Annotated in this window: 14 protein-coding genes; 6 read left to right on the top strand and 8 right to left on the bottom strand. The window is 52.9% G+C overall.

Annotated elements, in window-relative coordinates:
* Positions 1 to 15: 15 nt before the first annotated feature.
* From JE47_RS0112365 to JE47_RS21805, 4 genes are all read right to left on the bottom strand, one after another.
* Positions 16 to 231 (bottom strand): hypothetical protein, encoded by a 216-nt coding sequence (locus JE47_RS0112365; protein WP_031460061.1) that lies wholly within the window; start codon positions 229 to 231, stop codon positions 16 to 18.
* Between the two features lie 41 nt (positions 232 to 272).
* The gene (lysS, locus tag JE47_RS0112360) at positions 273 to 1,745 is read right to left on the bottom strand and encodes a lysine--tRNA ligase (protein ID WP_031460060.1); all 1,473 of its coding nucleotides are present in this window, start codon (positions 1,743 to 1,745) and stop codon (positions 273 to 275) included.
* A gap of 189 nt (positions 1,746 to 1,934) precedes the next feature.
* On the bottom strand, positions 1,935 to 2,408 hold the full coding sequence (greA, locus tag JE47_RS0112355) for a transcription elongation factor GreA (protein WP_031460059.1): 474 nt from the start codon (positions 2,406 to 2,408) through the stop codon (positions 1,935 to 1,937).
* A gap of 353 nt (positions 2,409 to 2,761) precedes the next feature.
* Positions 2,762 to 2,908, bottom strand: a complete 147-nt coding sequence (locus JE47_RS21805) for a hypothetical protein (RefSeq protein WP_160173286.1) — start codon at positions 2,906 to 2,908, stop codon at positions 2,762 to 2,764.
* 114 nt (positions 2,909 to 3,022) lie between these two features.
* Between JE47_RS21805 and JE47_RS0112350 the strand changes: the two genes are divergently transcribed.
* From JE47_RS0112350 to JE47_RS0112340, 3 genes are all read left to right on the top strand, one after another.
* Positions 3,023 to 5,365, top strand: coding sequence for an FtsK/SpoIIIE family DNA translocase (locus JE47_RS0112350; protein WP_031460058.1), 2,343 nt, complete (start codon positions 3,023 to 3,025; stop codon positions 5,363 to 5,365).
* Between the two features lie 32 nt (positions 5,366 to 5,397).
* Positions 5,398 to 5,667, top strand: coding sequence for a hypothetical protein (locus JE47_RS0112345; RefSeq protein ID WP_028458117.1), 270 nt, complete (start codon positions 5,398 to 5,400; stop codon positions 5,665 to 5,667).
* A 130-nt stretch (positions 5,668 to 5,797) separates the two neighbouring features.
* Positions 5,798 to 6,979, top strand: a complete 1,182-nt coding sequence (locus tag JE47_RS0112340) for a M24 family metallopeptidase (RefSeq protein ID WP_031460057.1) — start codon at positions 5,798 to 5,800, stop codon at positions 6,977 to 6,979.
* A gap of 284 nt (positions 6,980 to 7,263) precedes the next feature.
* Here the strand turns inward: JE47_RS0112340 and JE47_RS0112335 are convergent, their stop codons facing one another.
* Together JE47_RS0112335 and JE47_RS0112330 are read right to left on the bottom strand one after the other, a co-directional pair.
* Positions 7,264 to 9,222, bottom strand: a complete 1,959-nt coding sequence (locus JE47_RS0112335; protein WP_031460056.1) for a hypothetical protein — start codon at positions 9,220 to 9,222, stop codon at positions 7,264 to 7,266.
* Between the two features lie 47 nt (positions 9,223 to 9,269).
* Positions 9,270 to 10,697: a glycosyltransferase family 39 protein gene (locus tag JE47_RS0112330; RefSeq protein WP_236631225.1), complete on the bottom strand. Its 1,428-nt coding sequence runs from the start codon at positions 10,695 to 10,697 to the stop codon at positions 9,270 to 9,272.
* 393 nt (positions 10,698 to 11,090) lie between these two features.
* Between JE47_RS0112330 and JE47_RS0112320 the strand changes: the two genes are divergently transcribed.
* From JE47_RS0112320 to JE47_RS0112310, 3 genes are all read left to right on the top strand, one after another.
* Positions 11,091 to 13,199: a SulP family inorganic anion transporter gene (locus JE47_RS0112320; protein WP_031460053.1), complete on the top strand. Its 2,109-nt coding sequence runs from the start codon at positions 11,091 to 11,093 to the stop codon at positions 13,197 to 13,199.
* A 29-nt stretch (positions 13,200 to 13,228) separates the two neighbouring features.
* Positions 13,229 to 14,209, top strand: a complete 981-nt coding sequence (locus tag JE47_RS0112315; RefSeq protein WP_031460052.1) for a fructose-bisphosphatase class II family protein — start codon at positions 13,229 to 13,231, stop codon at positions 14,207 to 14,209.
* Positions 14,210 to 14,842: 633 nt separating this feature from the next.
* The gene (locus JE47_RS0112310) at positions 14,843 to 16,918 is read left to right on the top strand and encodes a hypothetical protein (protein WP_031460051.1); all 2,076 of its coding nucleotides are present in this window, start codon (positions 14,843 to 14,845) and stop codon (positions 16,916 to 16,918) included.
* A gap of 1,276 nt (positions 16,919 to 18,194) precedes the next feature.
* On the opposite strand, the gene JE47_RS0112300 is transcribed toward JE47_RS0112310, so the two are convergent.
* Both JE47_RS0112300 and recA read right to left on the bottom strand, forming a co-directional pair.
* Positions 18,195 to 18,875 carry a regulatory protein RecX gene (locus tag JE47_RS0112300; protein WP_031460049.1) on the bottom strand — a complete coding sequence of 227 codons (681 nt, stop codon included), beginning with the start codon at positions 18,873 to 18,875 and terminating at the stop codon, positions 18,195 to 18,197.
* 1,371 nt (positions 18,876 to 20,246) lie between these two features.
* A complete protein-coding gene (gene recA / locus JE47_RS0112290; protein WP_028458140.1) occupies positions 20,247 to 21,299 on the bottom strand; it encodes a recombinase RecA in 1,053 nt (350 codons plus the stop codon).
* Positions 21,300 to 21,628: the final 329 nt, after the last annotated feature.

The raw sequence follows: 21,628 nt of genomic DNA, 5'->3' as shown, positions 1-21,628 counted from the left end.
TGCGCTATCTCGTTACTAGATGCCAACAATCTGCCGAAAAGCGCGATCGTACTGATCACACATCGCTTCTGCCCAGGCGCGCAAGTGTGGACTCATCGGGCGTCTGATCAGCAATTCGCGTTCGGTAAACACCAGCTCAATCAACTCCTCCTCACCAAGACCAATGGCCTCAATCCAACGCTGGACAACCGCCGGCAAACTCTCACGTTCAACCGTAAATGAGCGGGGCATAAAAACCTCCTTTCTGGTGATGGTTTGCCAGCACCGTTTGCTTAATCGGATCGTTCCCGCAAGTGTGGGAAGAGGATCACTTCGCGGATGTTTGACTGGTCGGTCAATACCATAACCAGTCGGTCGATACCAATGCCCAAACCGCCAGTCGGTGGCATACCGTAGCAGAGAGCATTAATGAAATCTTCGTCCATTTGATGGGCCTCTTCATCACCGGCGGCAAAAGCACGCAGTTGTTCACGGAAACGCTCTTCCTGATCAAACGGATCGTTCAATTCGGTAAAGGCATTCCCGATCTCCATTCCGGCAATGAAAGCCTCGAACCGTTCGGTAAAGTCAGGACGATCAGGAATACGTTTGGCGAGGGGCGACATTGCTACCGGATAGTCGATGATAAACGTTGGCTGGAAGAGGTATGGTTGCACGAATTCCGAGAAGAGTTCATCAACCTGTTTGGCCCACGACGCTTTGCGTTCAACGCGCAGCCCGTGATCGGCGATCGCTGCCTGGAGGGTAGCAAGATCGGTCAGTTGCGTAATATCGATACCGGTACGATCGGCAATAGCCGTTGCCATCGCTATCCGTGGCCAAGGTGGCCGAAAGTCAAGTTCACGTCCTTGATAGGTTATCGTGGTGGTACCGTGCACAGCCAGACAGATTTCGCTCAGCATCTCTTCAACGAGGGTCATCATTGCGTGATAATCTGCATACGCCTGATAGCATTCCATCATCGTAAATTCAGGATTATGCGACCGATCCACTCCTTCATTCCGAAAGTTCTTGCCAATTTCGTACACCCCAGGAAAACCACCAACAATCAATCGCTTGAGATAGAGTTCGGTCGCAATACGCAGATAAAGGTTTTGGCCGAGCGCGTTGTGATAGGTGATAAACGGACGCGCCGCAGCACCACCGTAGAGCGGTTGCAAGACTGGGGTTTCGACTTCGAGAAAGCCGCGTTCATCGAGGACGCGCCGCATCGTGCTGATAATCCGAGCGCGAGCACGAAAGATGTCGCGGCGGTCGCGATTAACAATCAAGTCGAGGTAACGTTGGCGATGCCGTTCTTCAACGTCTTGTAGACCGGCCCATTTTTCCGGTGGTGGATTGATTGCCTTGGCTAAGATTGCCAGTTCACGTACAAACAGTGACCGCTCGCCAGTCTTAGTGCGGCGCAGGACCCCGCTGGCTTGCACAATATCAAACGTATCAAGCTGGTCGCGAAAACGGTCAAACCACTCATCGCCTACATCGGCTCGACTTAACCAGAGTTGAATTTCACCGCTGCCGTCTTCAATATGCGCAAAAGCGATCTTACCCATAATTCGGCGGGCACCGACAATCCGCCCCGCCAGCGTCAGCGGCGTAGCGCTGGCAGCCAGTTCGTCGAAAGCGGCAAGCACTTCCCCTATCGTATGGCTACGCTGGCAGCGAGGTGGGTAAGGATCAAGACCTGCCGCTCGCAACTGCTCGAGCTTCGCGGCACGTTGGGCCTGTAAATCGTTTAATTCCATAGGATTATGCCGAAACTGTATGCATTGCCGTCGTCTTCCACCAACGTCGGTTCGTCTTTTTCTCATTATACCGGAAAAATACAATCAGGCGTCGAGAGGTCGACGCCTGAAAGAAACGAACAGGCACCACCATGTAGACAATCACCACATGATTGCCTCTAGCACGGCGCGGCGTTTGTCCGGTGTTTACTATCGCACTTTGAGAATCGTCAACTTCATGATGCCGGAAGGAGTATGTACCGTCACCTTGTTTCTGGCTCGCTTACCGAGGAGAGCAGCACCGAGTGGCGATTCGTTGGAGATACGCCCCTGACGGGGATTCGCTTCGGCGCTACCAACAATCGTCCACGTCTCTTCTGTACCATCTTCTTCAAAGCGAACGGTTACCGACGAACCAAGTCGTACTTCACCATTGCTGATCTGATCTTCGTCGATCACTTCGGCGCGTGAAAGCAAGTGCTTCAACTCGCGAATGCGACCTTCTAATAGAGCCTGTGCCTTCTTGGCATCTTCATATTCACCGCTCTCGGAAATATCGCCTAATTCTTTGGCCGCAGCAATCCGTTCGGCAATCTGCTTACGCTCAACGGTAATGAGGTGCTCAAGCTCGGCCTCCAAACGGGCGCGACCTTCGCGAGTCAGATATGTCGGTTTCTCTGTCATCACTACTGCCTCTACGCTGCCTATACCGTCTAACCGGACGGTCAGAAAACCTTAGTATAAAAAGAATAACTGAGAGCACATCTCTCAGTTGGAAGATGGTATGTTGTGCAAACACCACATACCTTGCAACAATTATATGCGGTTGCAGGCAATTTGTAAAGAGGGTGCCGCGGAGGACACCTGCGATGATTGGACGATGCAACAGCGGAAAAAGCAGAGAGAAGCTAGAAAATAGGATTGCGAGAGATTCGCCGTGCACCCTCGACCTATGAGAGCGAAAGGAGATTCGGAGGAAGTTGTGAGGCATCATTGGTTCACGCACGACGAACTAAGTGCCCATCCGAATAACCGTCTCACGGTGTAACGGATGCACGCCATTGATGGATAGACGGGCGCAGCGCTGCTGCGCCCCGACCGATTTGCTGCGGCAACAGGAGATGTCGGATCGGCGCTCCGTGACCATCGTCGTGGACATCGGTAGGGGCAAGGCGGTTACTCACCCCTCCTCATGCATCCAAGGTTCATCCGTAGCGATACCGAGTTTTTGTCTATACCCTCTCGCACAAATATGCTATAATCGAATTGCATATAGAAGTACCCGACGAGTAAGAACCATGGCTTCACGTAGCGGGCACAAAGCGTCAGGAAAACAGCGCACTACGAGCAATCGTGGTCGAAAGGGTAAGGCACGCGGAGCCTGGCAGGTTGCCCTGCGCCCCGAACATCAACGTGAACTCTTTGCCATCGGTCTGATCCTGCTGGCCGCGATAACAATTATTTTTGTTTTTACCGGTGAATCTGGTGGGTTGGGGCGTCTTTACCTCGACCTGGTGCATACGTTGTTTGGCGCCGGTATCTTCTTTGTACCGCTTACTCTCCTGGTCATCGGTATTGCTATTTTGTGGCAGGAACAGATAACCGATGCCAGCCTAAGTGGTGCGAATGTATTGGGGACAGTTTTTGTGTTGCTGGCAATGCTAGGCTTGCTAGAAGTGCCGGTGCATGACATCCTCCTCCCTGACAGAATGAATGAGGGTGGTGGACTGATTGGCTACTGGCTCCTAGAACTCCTACAGCTCGCTATTGGGCGCATTGCCGCAGTGATGGTGATCCTGGCGCTGGGTCTGACAGGCTTACTCCTCACGTTCAACCTCACTGTGCGCAAGCTGGTGTTGGGGATGATCGAGCGTACTACTGCATTCTGGCGGATGCTCTGGAATGTACCGCACCGCTCGCCATTACCACAACCAACAGCACTGCAACGTGGCAGTAGCGATGTACTCTTTGTACCACCACCGCAGACATCTGTCGATGATATTGTGCCAACACCGATAGCAGCGCGCCCTACGCGGGCCAGTCTGTTCCAGCGCCCAACACCTGAGTTACCATCACCAACCGCCAAAGCCGCTCCGCTGCCAAAGCCGCCCACGCCGACACAACCAGAGCCTGTGCAGGAGGTTGTCCAGGAGCCGCTCGATGGATTTGAACTGTCATCGGTACGCCGAGCCTGGCCTCTTCCGGCCCTCGATCTGTTACTTGAACGTACCGCTGATGGTGGTATCACCGATGAAGAACGACGGCTGAAAGCCCGTGTGATCGAAGAGACATTGGCCAGCTTTAAGGTTGAAGCACGGGTGGTTGGTGTGAATACTGGCCCGGCAGTGACGCAGTTTGAACTACAACCGGCAGTCGGGGTTAAGGTCGCGAAAATTTTGACCCTCGAACGCGATTTGGCTTTGGCGCTGGCTGCGCAATCGATCCGGATTGAGGCGCCAATTCCCGGCAAAAATGTGGTTGGGATTGAAATTCCCAATAGCGCCATCGCGATGGTTACTCTGCGTGAGGTACTCGACAGCGAAGAGTACGAATTGCACCGTGGCCGCTTGAAACTGCCGCTGGGGAAGGATGTGAGTGGCACGCCGGTGATTGCCGACCTCACCAAAATGCCGCACTTATTGGTCGCCGGTGCTACCGGTTCGGGGAAATCAGTAGCTATTAATGCCTTTCTCTGCGGTTTGTTGCTGAAACACACTCCCGACGAACTTAAGTTCATTCTGATCGACCCCAAAATGGTCGAGATGATCGTCTACAACCACATTCCGCACCTGCTTTCGCCGGTAGTGACTGAGGTAGAACGGGTTGTGCCAACGCTAAAGTGGGCCACCCGCGAGATGGAACGCCGCTACAAAATCTTTGCCCGTAATGCCTGTCGTAATATCGACAGTTATCGCCAACTGGCACGAAAACGGGCCGATCTCGAACCAATGCCGTATATTGTCATTGTGATCGATGAGTTGGCCGATCTGATGATGATGGCTGCCGATGAGGTTGAGACCTATATCTGTCGGTTGGCGCAGATGGCTCGGGCAACGGGGATTCATTTAATCATCGCTACTCAGCGTCCGTCAGTCGATGTGATTACCGGTTTGATTAAGGCAAATTTCCCTTCACGGATCGCCTTCGCGGTAACCTCACAGGTCGATAGCCGCGTTATCCTTGACATGCCCGGTGCTGAACATCTCCTGGGCCGTGGTGACATGCTCTACATGGCTGCTGACTCGTCTAAGTTGGTGCGTATCCAGGGGACTTACGTTGCCGACCGCGAAGTTGAGCGGATCGTTGAGTTCTGGCGTAATGCTGCTCCTCCCACCGAGGCGAAGTCGGCTGAAACGGCAAGTGATACTCGTACCGATCAGGCTGCCACCAGCGGAGATAATTTTAAACCACCAGCCGAATTTCTCTCGCCCGCCGAACAAGATGAGCTGTTGCCCCAGGCGATTGCGCTTGTCTCGCAGCACCAGCGCGCTTCAGCCTCCCTTCTCCAGCGGCGGCTTCGCATTGGTTACTCGAAGGCCCAGCAGTTGATCGATCTGCTGGAGCAACAGGGGTATGTCGGTCCTGCTGAAGGTGGCCGCTCTCGAGAAGTACTCAGGCGGGATATTCCACCGGTATCATAGATGCTCGATAGCAGTCCGGGAAGGAAGCGCTTATGGCGATTGAAGATTTCTATACTCGTGCCCGACAAATTTTAGCAAATTTACTTGATGAAACTCCTCAAGCTGACCGCGAACAGTTACTCGATGCCTATGCTGAGTTGCTAACCAAGCTCTACGCCGAAGAAGCTCACCGCATGCTCACTGAGGTGATTGAAGATGCCCGTACCCGCCTCGATGCTCGCCTCTCGCCCGACCCTATCCGGCAGACGATTGCCGGTGTACAAAGCACGTTGCAAGACCTCTGGAATAGTTTGTGGCGGTAGTACATCGTTTGGCGTACAGCGGTGGGAAGAGCCGAGGAGGCTCGATTGCCCACCACACGAGGATTGAATACCAGACCCGATCTCGTAACGCAACGTTCAGCCGCATCGTCATGGAATGAGGAGCTAACGAATGGACCTCTACCACGAGAAACTGCACCAGGCTAGCGAACTGCTGGCAGCGCATGATCTTGATCTCTGGCTCATTTTTGTTCGTGAAACGGCTGAACACACCGATCCATCGCTAAAACTCCTCGGTCAATTCTCTTTCACCTGGCCGACGGCCATCATGGTTACTCGTAGTGGTTATGCGTTAGCTCTGACCGGTTTGGGTGATGATGAAGCGGTTCGGCAAACTGGTCTGTTTACTGATATACGCACCTATACTCAGAGTATTGGCCCTGAACTCGTCCGAATCCTTTCTGCTTACGATCCGCAACGTATCGGGATTAACATCAGCCGCGGCGATGTGAGCGCCGATGGCCTGACCTACGGTATGTATCTCAATTTGTGCGATTATCTTGCCGATACACCCTATCGCAATCGCCTCGTTTCTGCCGAATCCTTTGTCGCTGCCCTACGCAGTCGCAAGACCCCCCAGGAAGTGGCACGCTTACGAGCTGCTGCCGATCTCGGTCTGCGCATCTTTACTGCGGTCGGTGATTTTCTACGGCCTGGCGTGAGTGAACGCGAGGTTGCGGCATTTGTGCAGGCGCAAACCAACGCCTGCGGGGCGACGACAGCCTGGGACCCTGCCCATTGTCCTGGCCTTAATGCCGGACCATCTTCGCCATGGGGACACGTTGGCCCCTCGGATGAAATCGTGCGTCCTGGTGAAATCTTCCACATGGATTTTGGCGTCAAACTGAATGACTACTGCTCGGATCATCAGCGGGTCTGGTATTGTTTGCGGCCTAACGAAGACAAACCGCCAGCCGAAGTTCTACACGCCTTCAATGCAGTCAAAGCTGCCATTCAGAATGCAGCGGCGGCAATACGACCCGGGGTTATTGGCTGGGAAATTGATGCGATTGCCCGCCAGACAATTACCGCTGCCGGTTATCCAGAGTACCCGCATGCACTTGGGCATCAAGTTGGACGAGCGGTACACGATGGTGGGGTTGGCTTCTATCCACGCTGGGAGCGGTACGGCGACAAGCCTTACGGCACCATCGACGCCGGAATGGTCTTGACCCTTGAACTTGGTGTGCGTACTCATTACGGTTATATCTCGCTTGAGGAAGAAATTCTGGTTACTGCCGATGGGTATGAGTGGATCGGTCAACCGCAAGAAGAGCTGTGGTTGATCCGGTGAAGGGTGTAGATAATCCTGACGTGGGAACAATTGCTGGAGCAGGTTTAGTGCCTATCCAGAATACCTTGTCGCAGAAGAAGATTCGGTTGGGGCGCAGCGGCGCTGCGCCCGTACATCTATTAGGTTTTATCCACTGTACCCTGAGACGATGATTCGGATAGGCTCTTAGAGCTTATCCGAATATCGTCATGTCCACGATAGATGAACCTGGTCAGTAGGGCGAGGTGCTGCCTCGTCCTTACCAATACCTCGCGGCACATCAACCATACTTATGCTGCCACACATTACCGTCTCGAAACAACAACGATCCGAGGTGCAGTCGTCAGGGTCAGCGTTGCTGATAACGGCAACGCCGTACCGGTTGCGTCGTAGATAGCGCGGGTTGCAGATGGAACGGTAAATGTCCGTTCGCTGCCATCAATACTCCAGACGATAATCACGTCACCGTCGGGTGTACGGAAATGATACCCTTCCAGACCGGGAATGTTTACAGTGCGCACGTAGCGTGCGCTGGCCAGTTGTTGGCGCAAGAACTGAAATGCCTGAAAGGCCGGTACCGGTTGTTGGTTGGCATCGAGTAACCCACTCTCCTGCCAGCCAGGGCCGTTCAGTGTGTACCAGTGTGACATCAGCAGATCAATTGCCAGCGTTCGAGCGTAGAGTCGTACTACTGCGTCGGCTTTTGCTGCTTCAAAACCGTTGGGCCGACAATTTGGCGAACTGCGATAGCAGAGCAAGGCTCCTTCATTCATAAGGAGTGGTTTAGCATAGCCGTACTGCGCCAGCGTTTCGCGTAGGTAAGCCGCCTTGCCCAGCGTTGCCCCACCACGGTCACTCCAGTTTGGCCGCTCGCGATCCGGGTCGTAATTAGGACGGAAGTAGCCATACGCATGATAGGCGACGATGTCAAAGTAATCACCCCCTCCAGCGCGTAAGACACCCTCGAAAAAGCGACCAGCCCGACAGGGCTGACCGTTTGACAGCAAACGATCCGGTGCGCAATCGAGGATTAACCCGCCAAGAATGACCTGGGCCTGGGGGTCGGCAGCTTTGATTGCCGGATAGGCAGCTTTCAGCATTGCGGCATACGCCGTACCGCCGTAGCTCTCTGTATCCTGTTCATCACCCCAACACCCAAACGGCGCTGTACTACCGACAAGCTGAAACGGTGCGTCAGGCTCATTTCCCAATTCCCAAAATGTCACGTTGTACGGTGGCTGACGATAGCGAGCGACTAGGTCACTGAGGAACGCCGCAAACGCAGGCAAGGCATCAGCGCGGATCGGCCCACAAATGATATCTGGCCGGGCCTGTGCCCACGATGGTGCGCCGCGGACTACAACCATCGGGATAGCACCTGCTGCTCTGATCGCTTGCAAGTCAGCTTCAACCTGTTTCAGGGCCTCCCAATTACGAGCACCTGGCGTTGGTTCTACTTCCGACCAGAGAATACCGTTGTAGCGCACCCAGTCAGCTCCCAGCTCGGCCAGACGGTTGGCAGTGGCAGCGACAGTACCGCGATTGATTTCCACACCGAACACAGACCGGCCACTCCGCAGATCAGGTAGAGGTTGTGGCGAGGTGTACAGTTCGCGCCCCAGCAAACCAAGTAACACTCGTGAACGAGCCGGATTTTGCGGATGCCACTCAAAACGTGCTCGCTCAAACCACTGGGTCAATACCAGATCACCGTTTGCATTCCGCTCCATTTGCGGGGCCGTTAACGGGTAGCCGAACAGCGCTAGTGATTGCGCATAGCGACTCAGGCCGGGAATCCGTAGCCCGTTGTTCTGCCAGTACGAACGAAAGCCGTTGCCTGGTTCCTGATCACAGACATTGTGACCGGTTTCAGGAAACCAGAGACATCCGGGTTGTGGCCCGCTATCAGGCGGATCGGCAAAAGGATCACGACCAGCACGGGCTAATGCTTCTGCTCCCATCCGCCCGATCTGGATACGATACTCCGGAGGGTTGTTTGGGTGTAACTCCAGACGATTGCGCTCCGTCCATTGCACGGTCAACAATCGCCCTTCATCGCCGGTAAATAGTTCGAGAGCGCTGATGGGATAACCGAACACCGGTAGACCACCATTATCGCGCCAGTAGGCCACGAAAGATGGATGAAGGCAGTTATCAATGAGCGGTACATCGGGAAAGCAGACGGGTGCAGTAGATTGAGCCGCGACAGGAATCGTCGTAGTTAACAGTATGAGCAAGAGGGTGATAGTGATCAATCGTTTCATTCGTTTCTCCTCTGGTCGATAGGCGTAGCGTACATCCTGATGGACTATTAAGGGCTTTCCCAACGACAGGCGTGGATCGTCAATGGTGCTGCATACCGTGGATCGGGAATCTCGGCGACAATCGGGCAACGTGCGGTAAGGTCAGGTCGTCCACTCAGCAGGGAGAGGGCTTGTTCCTGTAATACCAGGTATGCTGGACGATAATGCTCAATCGCATACTGCGCCGAAGCGCCAAACCCTCCTGATCCCAATTGGGCGGCAATGTCCGTCTGTAGAAGACCGGCAAAATCGATTATCGGACGCTGAGCGTAATAGCCGATAATGCCGATCTCTAGCGTGGCAACGCTAGCGTTTGGTGGAGTATTGGCTGCCAACCATTCTCCTGCCTCACGATAGACGGTCAAACGCGGATCGATCTGTTGACCGATCCGATAAACAGCACTGCTCAACCAGAGAGTAGTGCCGCATAATATCACGACAATCCCAATACTGCTTAACCTCAGCCCACCAAGCCGCTGTAACCATCTGCCGACAAGACGTACCCCAAGCCCGAATGCAGGTGCCAGACCGACAACGAGTGGGGCCACATACCAGAAATAGCCAGCTACGTGCAAGAGCGTATAAGCCAGAGCGTAGAGCGTTGCCCATCCGATCAAAAATAGCCAGCGCCAAGAGCGCAAACTCGCTATCAAGCCGAGACCGGCCAGCAAGAAGACCATCTGGTAAACAGGCTGAGCAAGATGGTTACGCAACGTCACCCACAGTCGATCACCAAAATCGTAGAAACCAGGAATGAGCGCTTGTTGTTGCTTGGCATAGAGCGTTACCGGCAATGGTGCACCGTATATGAACCAGGCCAATCCTGCGCCAGTACTAACGATCCCGATCCAGATCAATCCTGCTAACCACGGCCAGCGCCGCCAATTACGCCAGTGCTTGCCGGTTATCGTCAACAACAGGAGCGCTAACGGCCCGACGAGAATCCCATCGGGCCGTAGCCAGACCAACAACCCGGCAAGGGTACCGGTAAGCCATTGCCGACCACGTGCTGCCCAAACAAAAATCCATAGCGTCAACGCCATTGCCGGCAAAGTCTCACTGCCAAGCGTTGTCAGTGAAAAGGGAAAGAGCAGGTACAAGAGCGCTGCTGCTCCAGCAGCAAGCCTGTCATTCCATTCCTGACCCAATCGCCACAACGCCAGTGCTCCAGTGGCGTGACTCAGACAGCCAATCAGGTTAGCTACCAGTGGAATCGGCCAGCCGAATAAGGCCACTGGGGTCAGGATCAATCCGAACAGGGGGGCTGTTGTACTGAGGGTCGCAACGCCAGGATTGTAGACAAAGCCGTTACCACTTGCCAGGTTCATCGCGTAACGATATGTAATGTACGGATCATCGTAACCGCGTTGCCGTAAGAACCAGAAGAGGATCAAACCGACAATAGTACTCAGCATCCATAAATGGCGGTCGATCATAGCTCTATTAATTCGTGAAATCCTCTCCCTGGTCACAGTTATTACTGCCAACAACGGTACTGATCCTATCGTTCGTACAAACCTCTTGTTGCACATTGGGAATGAATCCATTCGAGAAACGTTATACTGAATATCGAGATTCAGCATAATGATCAACAGCTCCACCGCCTTCACTATACCATAGACTATCTGACAGGAATACGGTATCTGTAATTACAAAGCTACGTTCAAGAGTATTCATCACTGCTTTACTAATCTGAAATCGCGGTATGATGGAAAACATCTGGAGTAAACGGCAACTGCTCTCTTTCATCTACACTATCCTTCAGATAGCAAGCGATTTTGGTCACAATGAATGATGGTGATTCTTGTCAGACACATGAATACATCACTATGTACGATTACATACGTTCGGCACTAACCTTATTCGCGCAGCCCGTTCGATTATTTCGGACTTATCCACTGCACGCATTACGAGCGGACTTTTTCGCCGGAGTCACGGTCGGTCTGGTTTTACTACCCCAATCACTGGCGTTTGCTATTTTGGGTGGTCTACCACCAGTGGTTGGTTTGTACAGTGCAATGGTCGCCACGATGATCGGGGCATTGTGGGGATCCTCTACTCTGCTAAACAGTGGCCCAACTACAACTGGCGCTATTTTAACTCTATCGGTACTTTTGCCGATTGCACCGGTCGGCAGTTCCGAATTCGTTACGGCTGCCAGTTTAGTTGCGATAATGGCCGGAATAATCCGGCTCATTATGGGTATTGCCCGATTAGGTATGCTGGTGACCTTCATCTCAGATGCAGTTGCCGTTGGGTTTACAGCCGGATCAGGACTCTTAATTTTATTCAATCAGATCGGTCCTATTACACGCATTAGCATTCCTCCAGGTGCGAATATTCCTACAATCGTTGTTGAAACGCTGGCGAAATTCGAACAAGTACACTGGCCGTCTCTTATTATTGGTGGATTGACCATTATTATTATCTATACGATTCCTAAGTTTACCCGCACATTGCCAGCCTCTCTCTTGAGTATTGTCATCATGACATTCATTGTCTGGGTTTTCGACCTAGAACAGCAGGGTGTGCGTTTGATGGGTGAAGTGCCGGCAGGTTTTCCACCATTGGCGCAGTTACCATTTGATCTCCACTTGATTGGGCAGTTGGCCAATGGTGCACTTGCGCTGGCCATTATCGGTCTGGTTGAGGCAATTGCGATTGCCCGTGCGATTGCTGGCTACACCGGTCAACGAATTGACAGCAATCAGGAATTTGTCGGACAGGGATTAGCAAACATTGCATCTGGAATCTTTTCCGGCATGCCGTGTTCTGGCTCATTCAACCGCTCGGCGCTGGCGTATCAGGCAGGTGGCAAGACAGCGCTCACCGGCGTTATTTCAGGTATTACCGTTCTAATCGGGACCAGTCTGTTGAACGAGATTCTCGCCATCATTCCGCGTGCTGTGCTAGCGGGAACATTGATGGTTGCCGCGCTCGGTATGGTTGACCACAAAGCAATGGCGCGGGTCTGGCGTAGTTCACGTGGTGAGTCGGCCATTATGGTTACAACACTGGCATTAACACTCACGCTGCCGTTGCAATTTGCAATTTTGATCGGGGTAGTCACCTCTCTGGGATATTACCTGATCCGCACCGCTATGCCGCGCGTGGAAGCTGTCGTGCCCGACAGCGAGTTTCGCCACTGGGATACAGCGCACGGCAAGCCAATGTGTCCGCAATTGCTGGTAGTTGACCTGCAAGGCGACCTCTATTTTGGCGCGGTCAATCACGTGGAAGAACAGTTGTTGGGGCTGCTGGAACGGCAACAGAGCGTGCGCTATCTGCTCTTACGGATGCACAGCGTCAATCAGTGTGATGTGAGTGGGATCCGGGCGCTCGAAACCATTCGGCGCACACTGCGGGTGCGCGGCGGTGATCTCTACTTTGTGCGAGTACGGGCAAGTGTGATGCACCGGATGCAGATCAGCGGCTTTTACGAGCAGCTCGGCGCTGAACGCTTTCTCGACGAAGACAAGGCCATCGACTTTCTGTTTCATCGCGTGCTTGACCCGGCAGTCTGCATTTACGAGTGTGACCGGCGTGTATTCCGCGAGTGTCAGGAGTTGCCGAAGCAATTGTTACCTGCGCCAGTAGCCCTCCCCCTTCGCGACGGCAAGCCACCAGCACAGATTACGGCACGGGCGCTATGGGAACAACTGCACACAGCGCAGCCGCCACAGGTCATCGATGTGCGCGAACCGCGTGAATTCCAGCGCGGGCATATTCCTGGTGCCCGCAACATCCCCCTTGCGCAACTGCTCCGCCACCGTGAGCACCTGCCCCCTGGCCCGCTGGTGCTGGTGTGCCGGAGTGGTCGGCGGAGCTTACGGGCCGCAGCACTGCTGGCCGGACGCACCCCACCGCCGCTGGTGCTGGAAGGTGGGATGCTGGCGTGGGAAGCGGCAAATCTGCTCGAAGCGGTTGAGGAGTTTTGACGGGTGCGATGCAGAAGAAGGGAGCCACTATGGAGATACTACCGACACAAAAGCTCGGCCCCAACACCGGCCTTGATCTCGTGCGTGCTACTGAAGCAGCCGCTATTGCAGCCGCTCGTTTGATGGGGCGCGGTGAAATTGACGCTGCCGATCAGGCAGCCGCTACTGCAATGGCTGCCGCGTTGGCTAATCTTGAAATTGATGGTCGTCTCGTTATGGGTGAAGAAGTACGAGCGATGGCTGCTACGCCGCTATCGGGTGGAGCACGGGTTGGTACTGGTAACGGCCCACCTGCGGACCTCATCGTTGATCCGGTTGACGGACGACGTCAGTTAGCCCAGGGGCGTGCTGGGGCTGTCTCTTTTGCCGCCGTAACCAATCGTGGTGCGTTGTGGACGCCTTACCCGGCGGCTTATATGGAAAAGATTATTGTTGGCCCTCAGGTTGCGCCGTACTTGGTTCCAGAGTGTCTCGATGCGCCGGCTGGTTGGACATTGGCACTGGTCGCACGGGCAACCCGACGCTCGGTACGTGATGTAGTCGTCTTCGTCCTTGATCGTCCACGGCACGTCCACCTGATCGACGAGATTCGAGCTGCCGGAGCACGAGTAATGCTAGCTGATGATGGCGACATCTACGGTGCATTGCTGGCGGCAATTTCTGGTACAAACGTTGACATATTGATGGGAATTGGTGGAGCACACGAAGGAGTACTGGCTGCCTGCGCCGTGAAATCTCTCGGTGGTGCAATGTTAGCCCGTCTCGCTCCGCAGAGTGAAGCCGAGCGTGCAGCGATTACGCACGCCGGTCTGGACACGAAACGGATTCTGACCTGTGACGATATTGTCAGCAGTAACCAGATATTTTTCGTCGCTACTGGCATCACCGATAGCATCCTGCTTCGTGGTGTTCGGCTAGCCGGTGACCGTGCAGAAACGAACTCCCTAATCTTGCGCTGTGAAACGCGCACTCGCCGTATGATCTTTGCCGAGCATCTGCTAACCTGGTGAGGGTTAGGGTCCTCTAGAAACAGGGCCAGTTCTAAAACCATCTTTTGCATGCGAGAGATTTGATGCCCAGGCATCAACCAAACCAACAATCAAAGCATCAACCCGTTCTAAAACCATCTTTTGCATGCGAGAGATTTGATGTTATAATGATCGTAACTGATACAAATCTCATATTCCCTGATCGTTGAGTTACAGTAGTCACCATGATCATCGACTCAGTTTTTGTAAGGCTACTCTTTCATTCTCAGCGCTTGATCAAAACCCAGATTTCTTATGAGACTCGCACCGTGCATCTGCGACCATGACGCCAGTGGCCAACGTTCTTTTCCTTCATCCACAGCACGTTTCCTCTGCCAAGCAGGCAGCGCCAGGCGATGCGTGTGACGGGTTGGGTGAGCGGGGTTCAGGTTCATCCCGTCGCATCTTCCCCTTCCTCTCCCACAAGGGGAGAGGAAAGGGGCGAGGGGAAAGGTGAGTGGATGCCGAGCCTACTCCGCAGCATAGGCACTGAAACCGCTACAACCTTGTTCCAGTGCGAGCCTAGGTTTTTGATCATGCTCTCAGAGCACGTTGCTCACCGTGATTAGGCCAGGCGATGTCTTGCGTCACGCTATTTATACTGAGTGCGGAAATATGTTTTATTTCATCGTCTCCATCTTCCTATCAGCATTTCTCCTTTTTCAAATTCAACCAATGATTGCTCGCTATATTCTGCCCTGGTTTGGCGGCGTACCGGCTGTATGGTCAACCGTGCAAATGTTTTTTCAAATTTTATTAACTGCTGGTTATGCGTATGCCGATTGGGTTAGTAAACCAGGGTACAAACGTGAGCGCTGGCATATTCTCTTACTATGTCTCTCAGTTATCGGAGTCTTGATGTTAAGCGTGTTCTGGCGATCACCGATCACACCAAGCAGCGACTGGAAACCTTCCCCGGAAGCCATGCCTGTATTAGAAATTGTAAAGCTCCTTATGATTTCGGTTGGTTTACCATATTTTTTGTTAGCTTCAAATAGTCCATTAGTACAGGCATGGTTTCACCGTCTTTTTCCAACGCAAACAGCATACCGTTTATATGCCATCTCCAACATTGGCTCGCTGCTTGGATTAGTCAGCTATCCACTGCTTGTTGAACCCCTGTTCACGTTACCGGTACAGGGATGGATGTGGTCAATCGGGTATCTTTGCTACGTTGGGTTTGCTCTTTGGGGGACAATCAAGGCATTACAACACCGGTCAGCAACGGTTATCTATCCCGAAATTGAGGCGAGTGATCGACCGATCAGGCTCTCATGGAGTGATCGATTGCTGTGGATCGGCTTAGCTGCCACTGCCTCGTTGTTTCTCTTGGCAACAACCGCCCGTATAACCCAGGAAATAGCTGTTGTTCCCTTTCTGTGGGTATTACCTTTAACAATATATCTGCTGTCTTTCATTATAACTTTTGCTAATGAACGTTATTACAATCGAAATATCTTCCTTGGAATATTTATTTTTTCTTTTCTAGCAGTTATTTGGGCCGTTATTGGGCTGGCCACAATACCGATAATTATTCAAATCACAATCTACTCTTTGTGTTTATTCGCGGTTTGTATGATCTGTCATGGAGAACTGTACCGATTACGTCCTCAACAATCACAATTAACTACATTCTATCTGCTGGTGTCTGTTGGTGGTGCATTAGGAGGCATCTTTGTTACTTTCGTAGCCCCAGTTATCTTCAAGGGCTATTGGGAATATCCGTTAGGATTAGTACTGGCATGGTTGTTGTTTTTCCTGACCACATTCCATCGTTCTGAAACAGGTTTGAAGTGGCAACGCCTAATGTTATGGGCCGGTCTCATCTGCGCGGGATTCCTGATGTACCTTTTTATTAGTCTTGATCTAGAAAGCTCTGTCTTGTTACAGCGAAACTTTTATGCCGCGACTCGAATCAAAGTTCTAGAACTGACGAACGAGTCGTCCCAACGGTATGTTCTTGTCCACGGCATGACATTACACGGTGTTCAGTATCTCGATCCAGAGAAACGTAAACTGCCAACTGCATACTATAGCGAAACGAGTGGGGTTGGATTAGCGATCAACCATCATCCCAGGCGGCGGAATGGTATGCGCGTAGGTGTGCTTGGACTGGGCATTGGCACCCTGGCTGCTTACGGATTACCTGATGATGTATATCGCTTTTATGAGATTAATCCCGATGTTATTGAAATTGCAATAGGGAAAGGTGGCTATTTCTCTTACCTTCAAGATAGTAGTGCAACAATTGAAGTTGTGTTAGGTGATGCACGTTTGTCATTGGAACGAGAGCTGCAAGAAAGTGGTTCACAGAATTACCACGTATTGGTTTTGGATGTTTTTTCAAGTGATTCCATCCCAGTCTACTTATTGAATCGAGAAGCATTTGCGCTATATCTCGATCATCTCGCTCCTGACGGTATTATCGCTGTACATATTTCTAACCGCCATCTCGATCTCGTACCAGTTGTTTGGAAACTGGCCGATCATTTTTCGCTTCATCGTCTGCTTATCGATGATGAAGGAGATAATGAACGAGCTATCCGCTCACGTTGGTTTCTCCTCTCACGCGATGAATCGCTCTTATCAATTCCTGAATTGACTACTCGTGCTCGTAATATGAACGGATACACAACATCACTGCCACTCTGGACTGATGACTATAGCAATCTGCTCCAGATCATGCGCTAAAATATGCCCGAATACCCTGCCGTTCCTTCACGAAGCGTTGCACCTGACGGTCTGTTCGCATCCTCGGTTTCGATGCGCCTATCCAAAATATCCGGTTGAAGAACAGTCGAGGTGCAGCACCGCTATCCAGATCATACCGGTCGAAGCAACATCCGTTACACACCTATCCGCTGATGGTAGCAGGTTGGTGTGTGCGCACCACCCCAGCGGGACAATGAGCATGGGATGCGCATGATGACGGCGCTGCGGGGAAGGTAGCGTTAGTACAGTCGATCCGCTGATTGCGGGATACCTAGTAGGGATGAGGCGGCGCCTCGCTGACAGGCTTCATCTGTCGTAGATGTAACCATGCGTAATCATCATGAGGCTCGTAGCGTGCATATACGACCATTTCGTAAGGAATTGCCAACGTTCTTGCTCGCCAGCCACCCCACGCTCCCCTTCCTCTCCTCTTGTGGAAGAGGAAGAGGGCGAGGGGGAAGATGAGGGGCGCCAGGCGTGCACCGCAGTACTGGCGCTGAATCCGATGCTAACCGTTTCCATCGCGTCGAAGAGAGGCTGGTGTTGCCACCGGTGAAGGCGCCTGGTTTCGGTGATCGCCGCAAAGCGAGTTTCCATCGCGTTGAAGAGAGGCTGGTGTTGCCCACCTCAGTTTGTCGTTCCTTATTTGACGACGTACCAGCTTGAGTTTCCATCACGTCGAAGAGAGACTGGTGTTGCCCACCGGTGAAGGCACCTGGTTTCGGTGATCGCCGCAAAGCGAGTTTCCATCGCGTCGAAGAGAGGCTGGTGTTGCCCACCACCGACGTATCATCTCTCACCGTTCGGGCATGACATGCGTTTCCATCGCGTCGAAGAGAGGCTGGTATTGCCCACCACCATTCCGCGCACCATGTCGGCGATGCCATGATCGCGCCTCATCACAAGCCTAGGTTGTTGATGAGACGCTTCGTTGCTCACCACTTCAGCCAACGCCTCTGCTGAGCGCCTAATCAAGACCACGAGTTTCCGATCATGCTCCAGGAGCATATCCGGAATACCCTGTCGCAGAAGAAGATCGGTTGGGGCGCAGCGGCGCTGCGCCCGTACATCTATCAGGTTTCATCCGCTATACGGTGAGACAATTATTCGGATAGGCGCTAAGTATCCGTCCGAATACCTCGTTATTCCTTCAAGGCGCATGAAAACACAGTACACTCTGATACGAATGGCATCGATGTTCTGAGAAGGCATCATGATACGCGAGGCATTGGTTCTTATCTCCCGCTTGAAAACACTAGTTATCGTCAGCATAGTCTGACACGTCATCGGCTGGCCGCACCTCGCGCCATAAACGGACAAGTATCGGCCTGATCAGGTCGATTGCAAACCCACGGCGCAGTAAGTATCCACCCAAACGCCGTTGGAATGTATTCCAGTCGGGGCTGGCCGCGTATCGTGACAAAACGGCACGCGCAGCCATTTCGGCACGAGTTTCTTCATTGGACTCGTCCTCTTCACTACTCAGCGCTGACTCGATCAATGCCGGATCGATACCCTTTTGGCGAAGCTCGGCTCGTAACGCTTGTTCACCGCGACGAGACAGTGCCCTTCGCTGAGCGACCCAGCGGCTGGCGAAGTCGGCATCGTTGAGTAAGCCTAACTCCTGCAGGCGGGTAATGATCTGGGTACAAATCTCTTCGCTAAAGCCTTTACGCTGTAAAAAGCGATAGACCTCATAGCTGGAGCGTGCCCGTCGCTCGATCTGACGCAACGCCTGTTGCATTGCCTGATCAGCCTGTTCGCAGGCAACGAGTTGTGCCCAGCTCTGCTCATCAAGATAGACGCCGACAGCCAGACGGGTGCGGGCGAGGGTGTTGAGGCTGATCCCTATCGCAAATTCATTATCGATAAAGATATTGACGCGCTGGGGATCGTTATGCTGTTGGCGAATAGCAGTGACAGTTCCGACAGGCATGATGGTATGTCCGACACGCGCTTTTACCTATGCAGGAAGGGAAATGATTTCCTGTTCTGCCGTGAGATGGTTCATGGGCGAGATACTTTCGCCATTACAGGATTCTACCAATTCGTTGCATATCAGACGTCTTTCGGCAATCTGCTATTACAGGACGATCAGGTTTGAAACTGCGTCCCACCGGTACAGAGATGTTCAACGTCTTCAGAGTCCGTGCTGCGGAGCACGACTGGCATCCCTCACATTCTCCCTCCACTCCTTCTTCTCCCCGTGGAGGAAGGGTGAGATTGAAAGGGGTTGGAAAACAATCCTTATCGCTTACTTCTCTCTCTTGCCATCACTACTGCCAGGAAAGGAGAGAACGTTGAAAAGCCTTACTCCCAGTATGGAAACGATAGTCATTACCGAGAAGTGGTACGGTATCCATTAACAGGTTTCCAGCCAGGTTTCACATTGAACGACTACGACCTGGGCTTTTCGCTACTAACGTTGCAGAGACGTATCCTTCCCTAACCTCGCGCTCTGGTAAGCTAGCATTATAAAGCACTTCTACCGTCACATACCTAATACCAATCCCGTTCGCGAAAACCGTGTATCTTGGTCGCGTGCCTCTGGATCACTCCCTGCCCCCCACTTGCGGGGGTATTGGAGGGTACCAGCGGCGCTGGCAGGATGATACACGGCTTACGCAGACAGGATTGGTACAAGAGCATAATCAACAACCCGGATTTCTTACTGGGAACGTACCATTCCCGTACAACTACTGCGTTGGAAGGCCAATGTTCTGTTCCGCTATTCGTCGCACGTCCCCTCTGCCGAGCGGGCAACGCTAGGTGCTACGTGAGACGGGTTGGGTGAGCAACGTTTACCCGCGCTGCGCCTTCTCCCTTCTGCTCCCCGTGGAGGATCGGAAGGGAGCTAGGGGGAAAATGAGGGGCACCAAGCGTGCTCCGTAGCACCGGCCTTGAAACTGTCGAAACCCTGTTCTATCACGTCACGGAGCCGCATGTGTTGCCTGCCAGCGCTCCCCAAAACACTCTATTGCGTACCATTGTCGAGCCTCATCAACAGCTCAGGTTTTTGATCATGCTCTATGAAGAAGTACCTTTCCCTAACCTCACAGTATCGGTGAACCCTTCCTTTGAGCACACAAACGAGGAAGGGTTTGGAAAAATGCAGTCGATATTCACTGCAACGCACGTCATCGATACCGACGATCGTTCACTCCCTCGAACTGTCAATTTGGAAAGACGGCGGTTAATGTCCGTCGTAACGCAATGCTCATACCTTTATCAGTACCGGCTTTAGCAAGCGTTCCAACTGCACAGGCGAGCATTTGTAATCTCTCCACAAAGGCTGCCGACGTGTGCGTTACTCTTCAAAGATGGTGTCTTCATCAATATCAGCACTCGGTGCAATAACCGCCGGATTCGTCAGCGCCTGCGCCTTGATCAAGCGTTCGATCTCGTCGGTCAGGGCAGGATTATTCTTCAAAAACTCACGGACATTCTCGCGCCCCTGGCCGAGACGATCCTCGCCAAGGTAGAACCAGGCGCCGCTCTTACGAATAATCCCCAGCTCGGTACCGATATCGATAATATTCCCTTCGCGGGAGATACCTTCGTTTGCCAGAATATCGAATTCAGCCTGACGGAACGGTGGCGCAACTTTGTTTTTGATCACCTTAACCCGCACGCGCGAGCCAATCGCCTCCTGGCCTTGCTTGAGAGTCTCGATGCGGCGAATGTCGAGTCGTACTGAGGCATAGAACTTCAACGCCTGGCCGCCAGTCGTTGTTTCTGGCGAACCAAACATCACCCCAATCTTCATTCGTAGTTGGTTGATGAAGATAACAACTGTACGGCTCTTGCTGATTGCACCGGACAGCTTGCGCAAGGCCTGACTCATCAAGCGGGCTTGCATACCGGGCATCGAGTCGCCCATCTCTCCTTCAATCTCGGCCCGAGGGACGAGGGCAGCTACCGAGTCGATAACAATGACATCAATCGCGTTCGAGCGCACCAGCATCTCGCAGATTTCTAGCGCTTGTTCACCGGTATCCGGTTGCGAGACGAGCAGATCGTCAATTTTAACCCCACACCGCGCCGCGTAGACTGGATCAAAGGCATGCTCGGCGTCGATAAAGGCACAGATACCACCCATCTTCTGCGCCTCTGCAATAATGTGCTGGGCCAGAGTAGTCTTGCCGCTGCTCTCGGGGCCAAAGATTTCGACAACGCGCCCTCGGGGGACGCCACCAATGCCCAGGGCGATGTCAAGAGCGATTGAACCGGTAGGGATGGCTTCGATGGCCAACCGGCTGCTCGCCTCGCCCATCTTCATAATCGAGCCTTTACCAAACTTGCGGTCGATCTGCGCCATCGTTGCCGCGAGCGCTTTTTCTTTCTCCGGGGTGATAGCCATCGCGGGCGCTCCTCCATTACTCTTGCTCACTCGTTTACTCCTCTTGCTATGCTGCCGATGGGGAGGGCGCTGTCAATGTTATTGCCTGCCCCGTACATATGTGCTATGATAGCACATATGTACGAATTCAGCAAGAGGGATCACACTGTTATTTACCTCCCTACTAGTATAACGCGCTCATCGCTGTTTTGGTACACTCTCTTACTGTTTACAGAGTTTTCGGCGTTTTTAACTTTGGATTCTATTCGATAACCGAATGGTTCAGCAGCAGAGCAATTCCAAGCTAATACCGCAGGCCCGCGGACGGCACTGACCGCATCATTTGGCGG

The organism is Chloroflexus sp. MS-G (assembly GCF_000735195.1).
Lineage (GTDB): Bacteria > Chloroflexota > Chloroflexia > Chloroflexales > Chloroflexaceae > Chloroflexus.
This window is presented reverse-complemented; position numbering and strand designations above follow the sequence as displayed.

Coding starts and splice junctions, on each gene's coding strand:
- JE47_RS0112365 (WP_031460061.1), bottom strand. CDS start 231: ATGCCCCGCTCATTTACGGTTGAACGTGAGAGTTTGCCGGCGGTTGTC.
- lysS (WP_031460060.1), bottom strand. CDS start 1,745: ATGGAATTAAACGATTTACAGGCCCAACGTGCCGCGAAGCTCGAGCAG.
- greA (WP_031460059.1), bottom strand. CDS start 2,408: ATGACAGAGAAACCGACATATCTGACTCGCGAAGGTCGCGCCCGTTTG.
- JE47_RS0112350 (WP_031460058.1), top strand. CDS start 3,023: ATGGCTTCACGTAGCGGGCACAAAGCGTCAGGAAAACAGCGCACTACG.
- JE47_RS0112345 (WP_028458117.1), top strand. CDS start 5,398: ATGGCGATTGAAGATTTCTATACTCGTGCCCGACAAATTTTAGCAAAT.
- JE47_RS0112340 (WP_031460057.1), top strand. CDS start 5,798: ATGGACCTCTACCACGAGAAACTGCACCAGGCTAGCGAACTGCTGGCA.
- JE47_RS0112335 (WP_031460056.1), bottom strand. CDS start 9,222: ATGAAACGATTGATCACTATCACCCTCTTGCTCATACTGTTAACTACG.
- JE47_RS0112330 (WP_236631225.1), bottom strand. CDS start 10,697: ATGATCGACCGCCATTTATGGATGCTGAGTACTATTGTCGGTTTGATC.
- JE47_RS0112320 (WP_031460053.1), top strand. CDS start 11,091: ATGTACGATTACATACGTTCGGCACTAACCTTATTCGCGCAGCCCGTT.
- JE47_RS0112315 (WP_031460052.1), top strand. CDS start 13,229: ATGGAGATACTACCGACACAAAAGCTCGGCCCCAACACCGGCCTTGAT.
- JE47_RS0112310 (WP_031460051.1), top strand. CDS start 14,843: ATGTTTTATTTCATCGTCTCCATCTTCCTATCAGCATTTCTCCTTTTT.
- JE47_RS0112300 (WP_031460049.1), bottom strand. CDS start 18,875: ATGCCTGTCGGAACTGTCACTGCTATTCGCCAACAGCATAACGATCCC.
- recA (WP_028458140.1), bottom strand. CDS start 21,299: ATGGCTATCACCCCGGAGAAAGAAAAAGCGCTCGCGGCAACGATGGCG.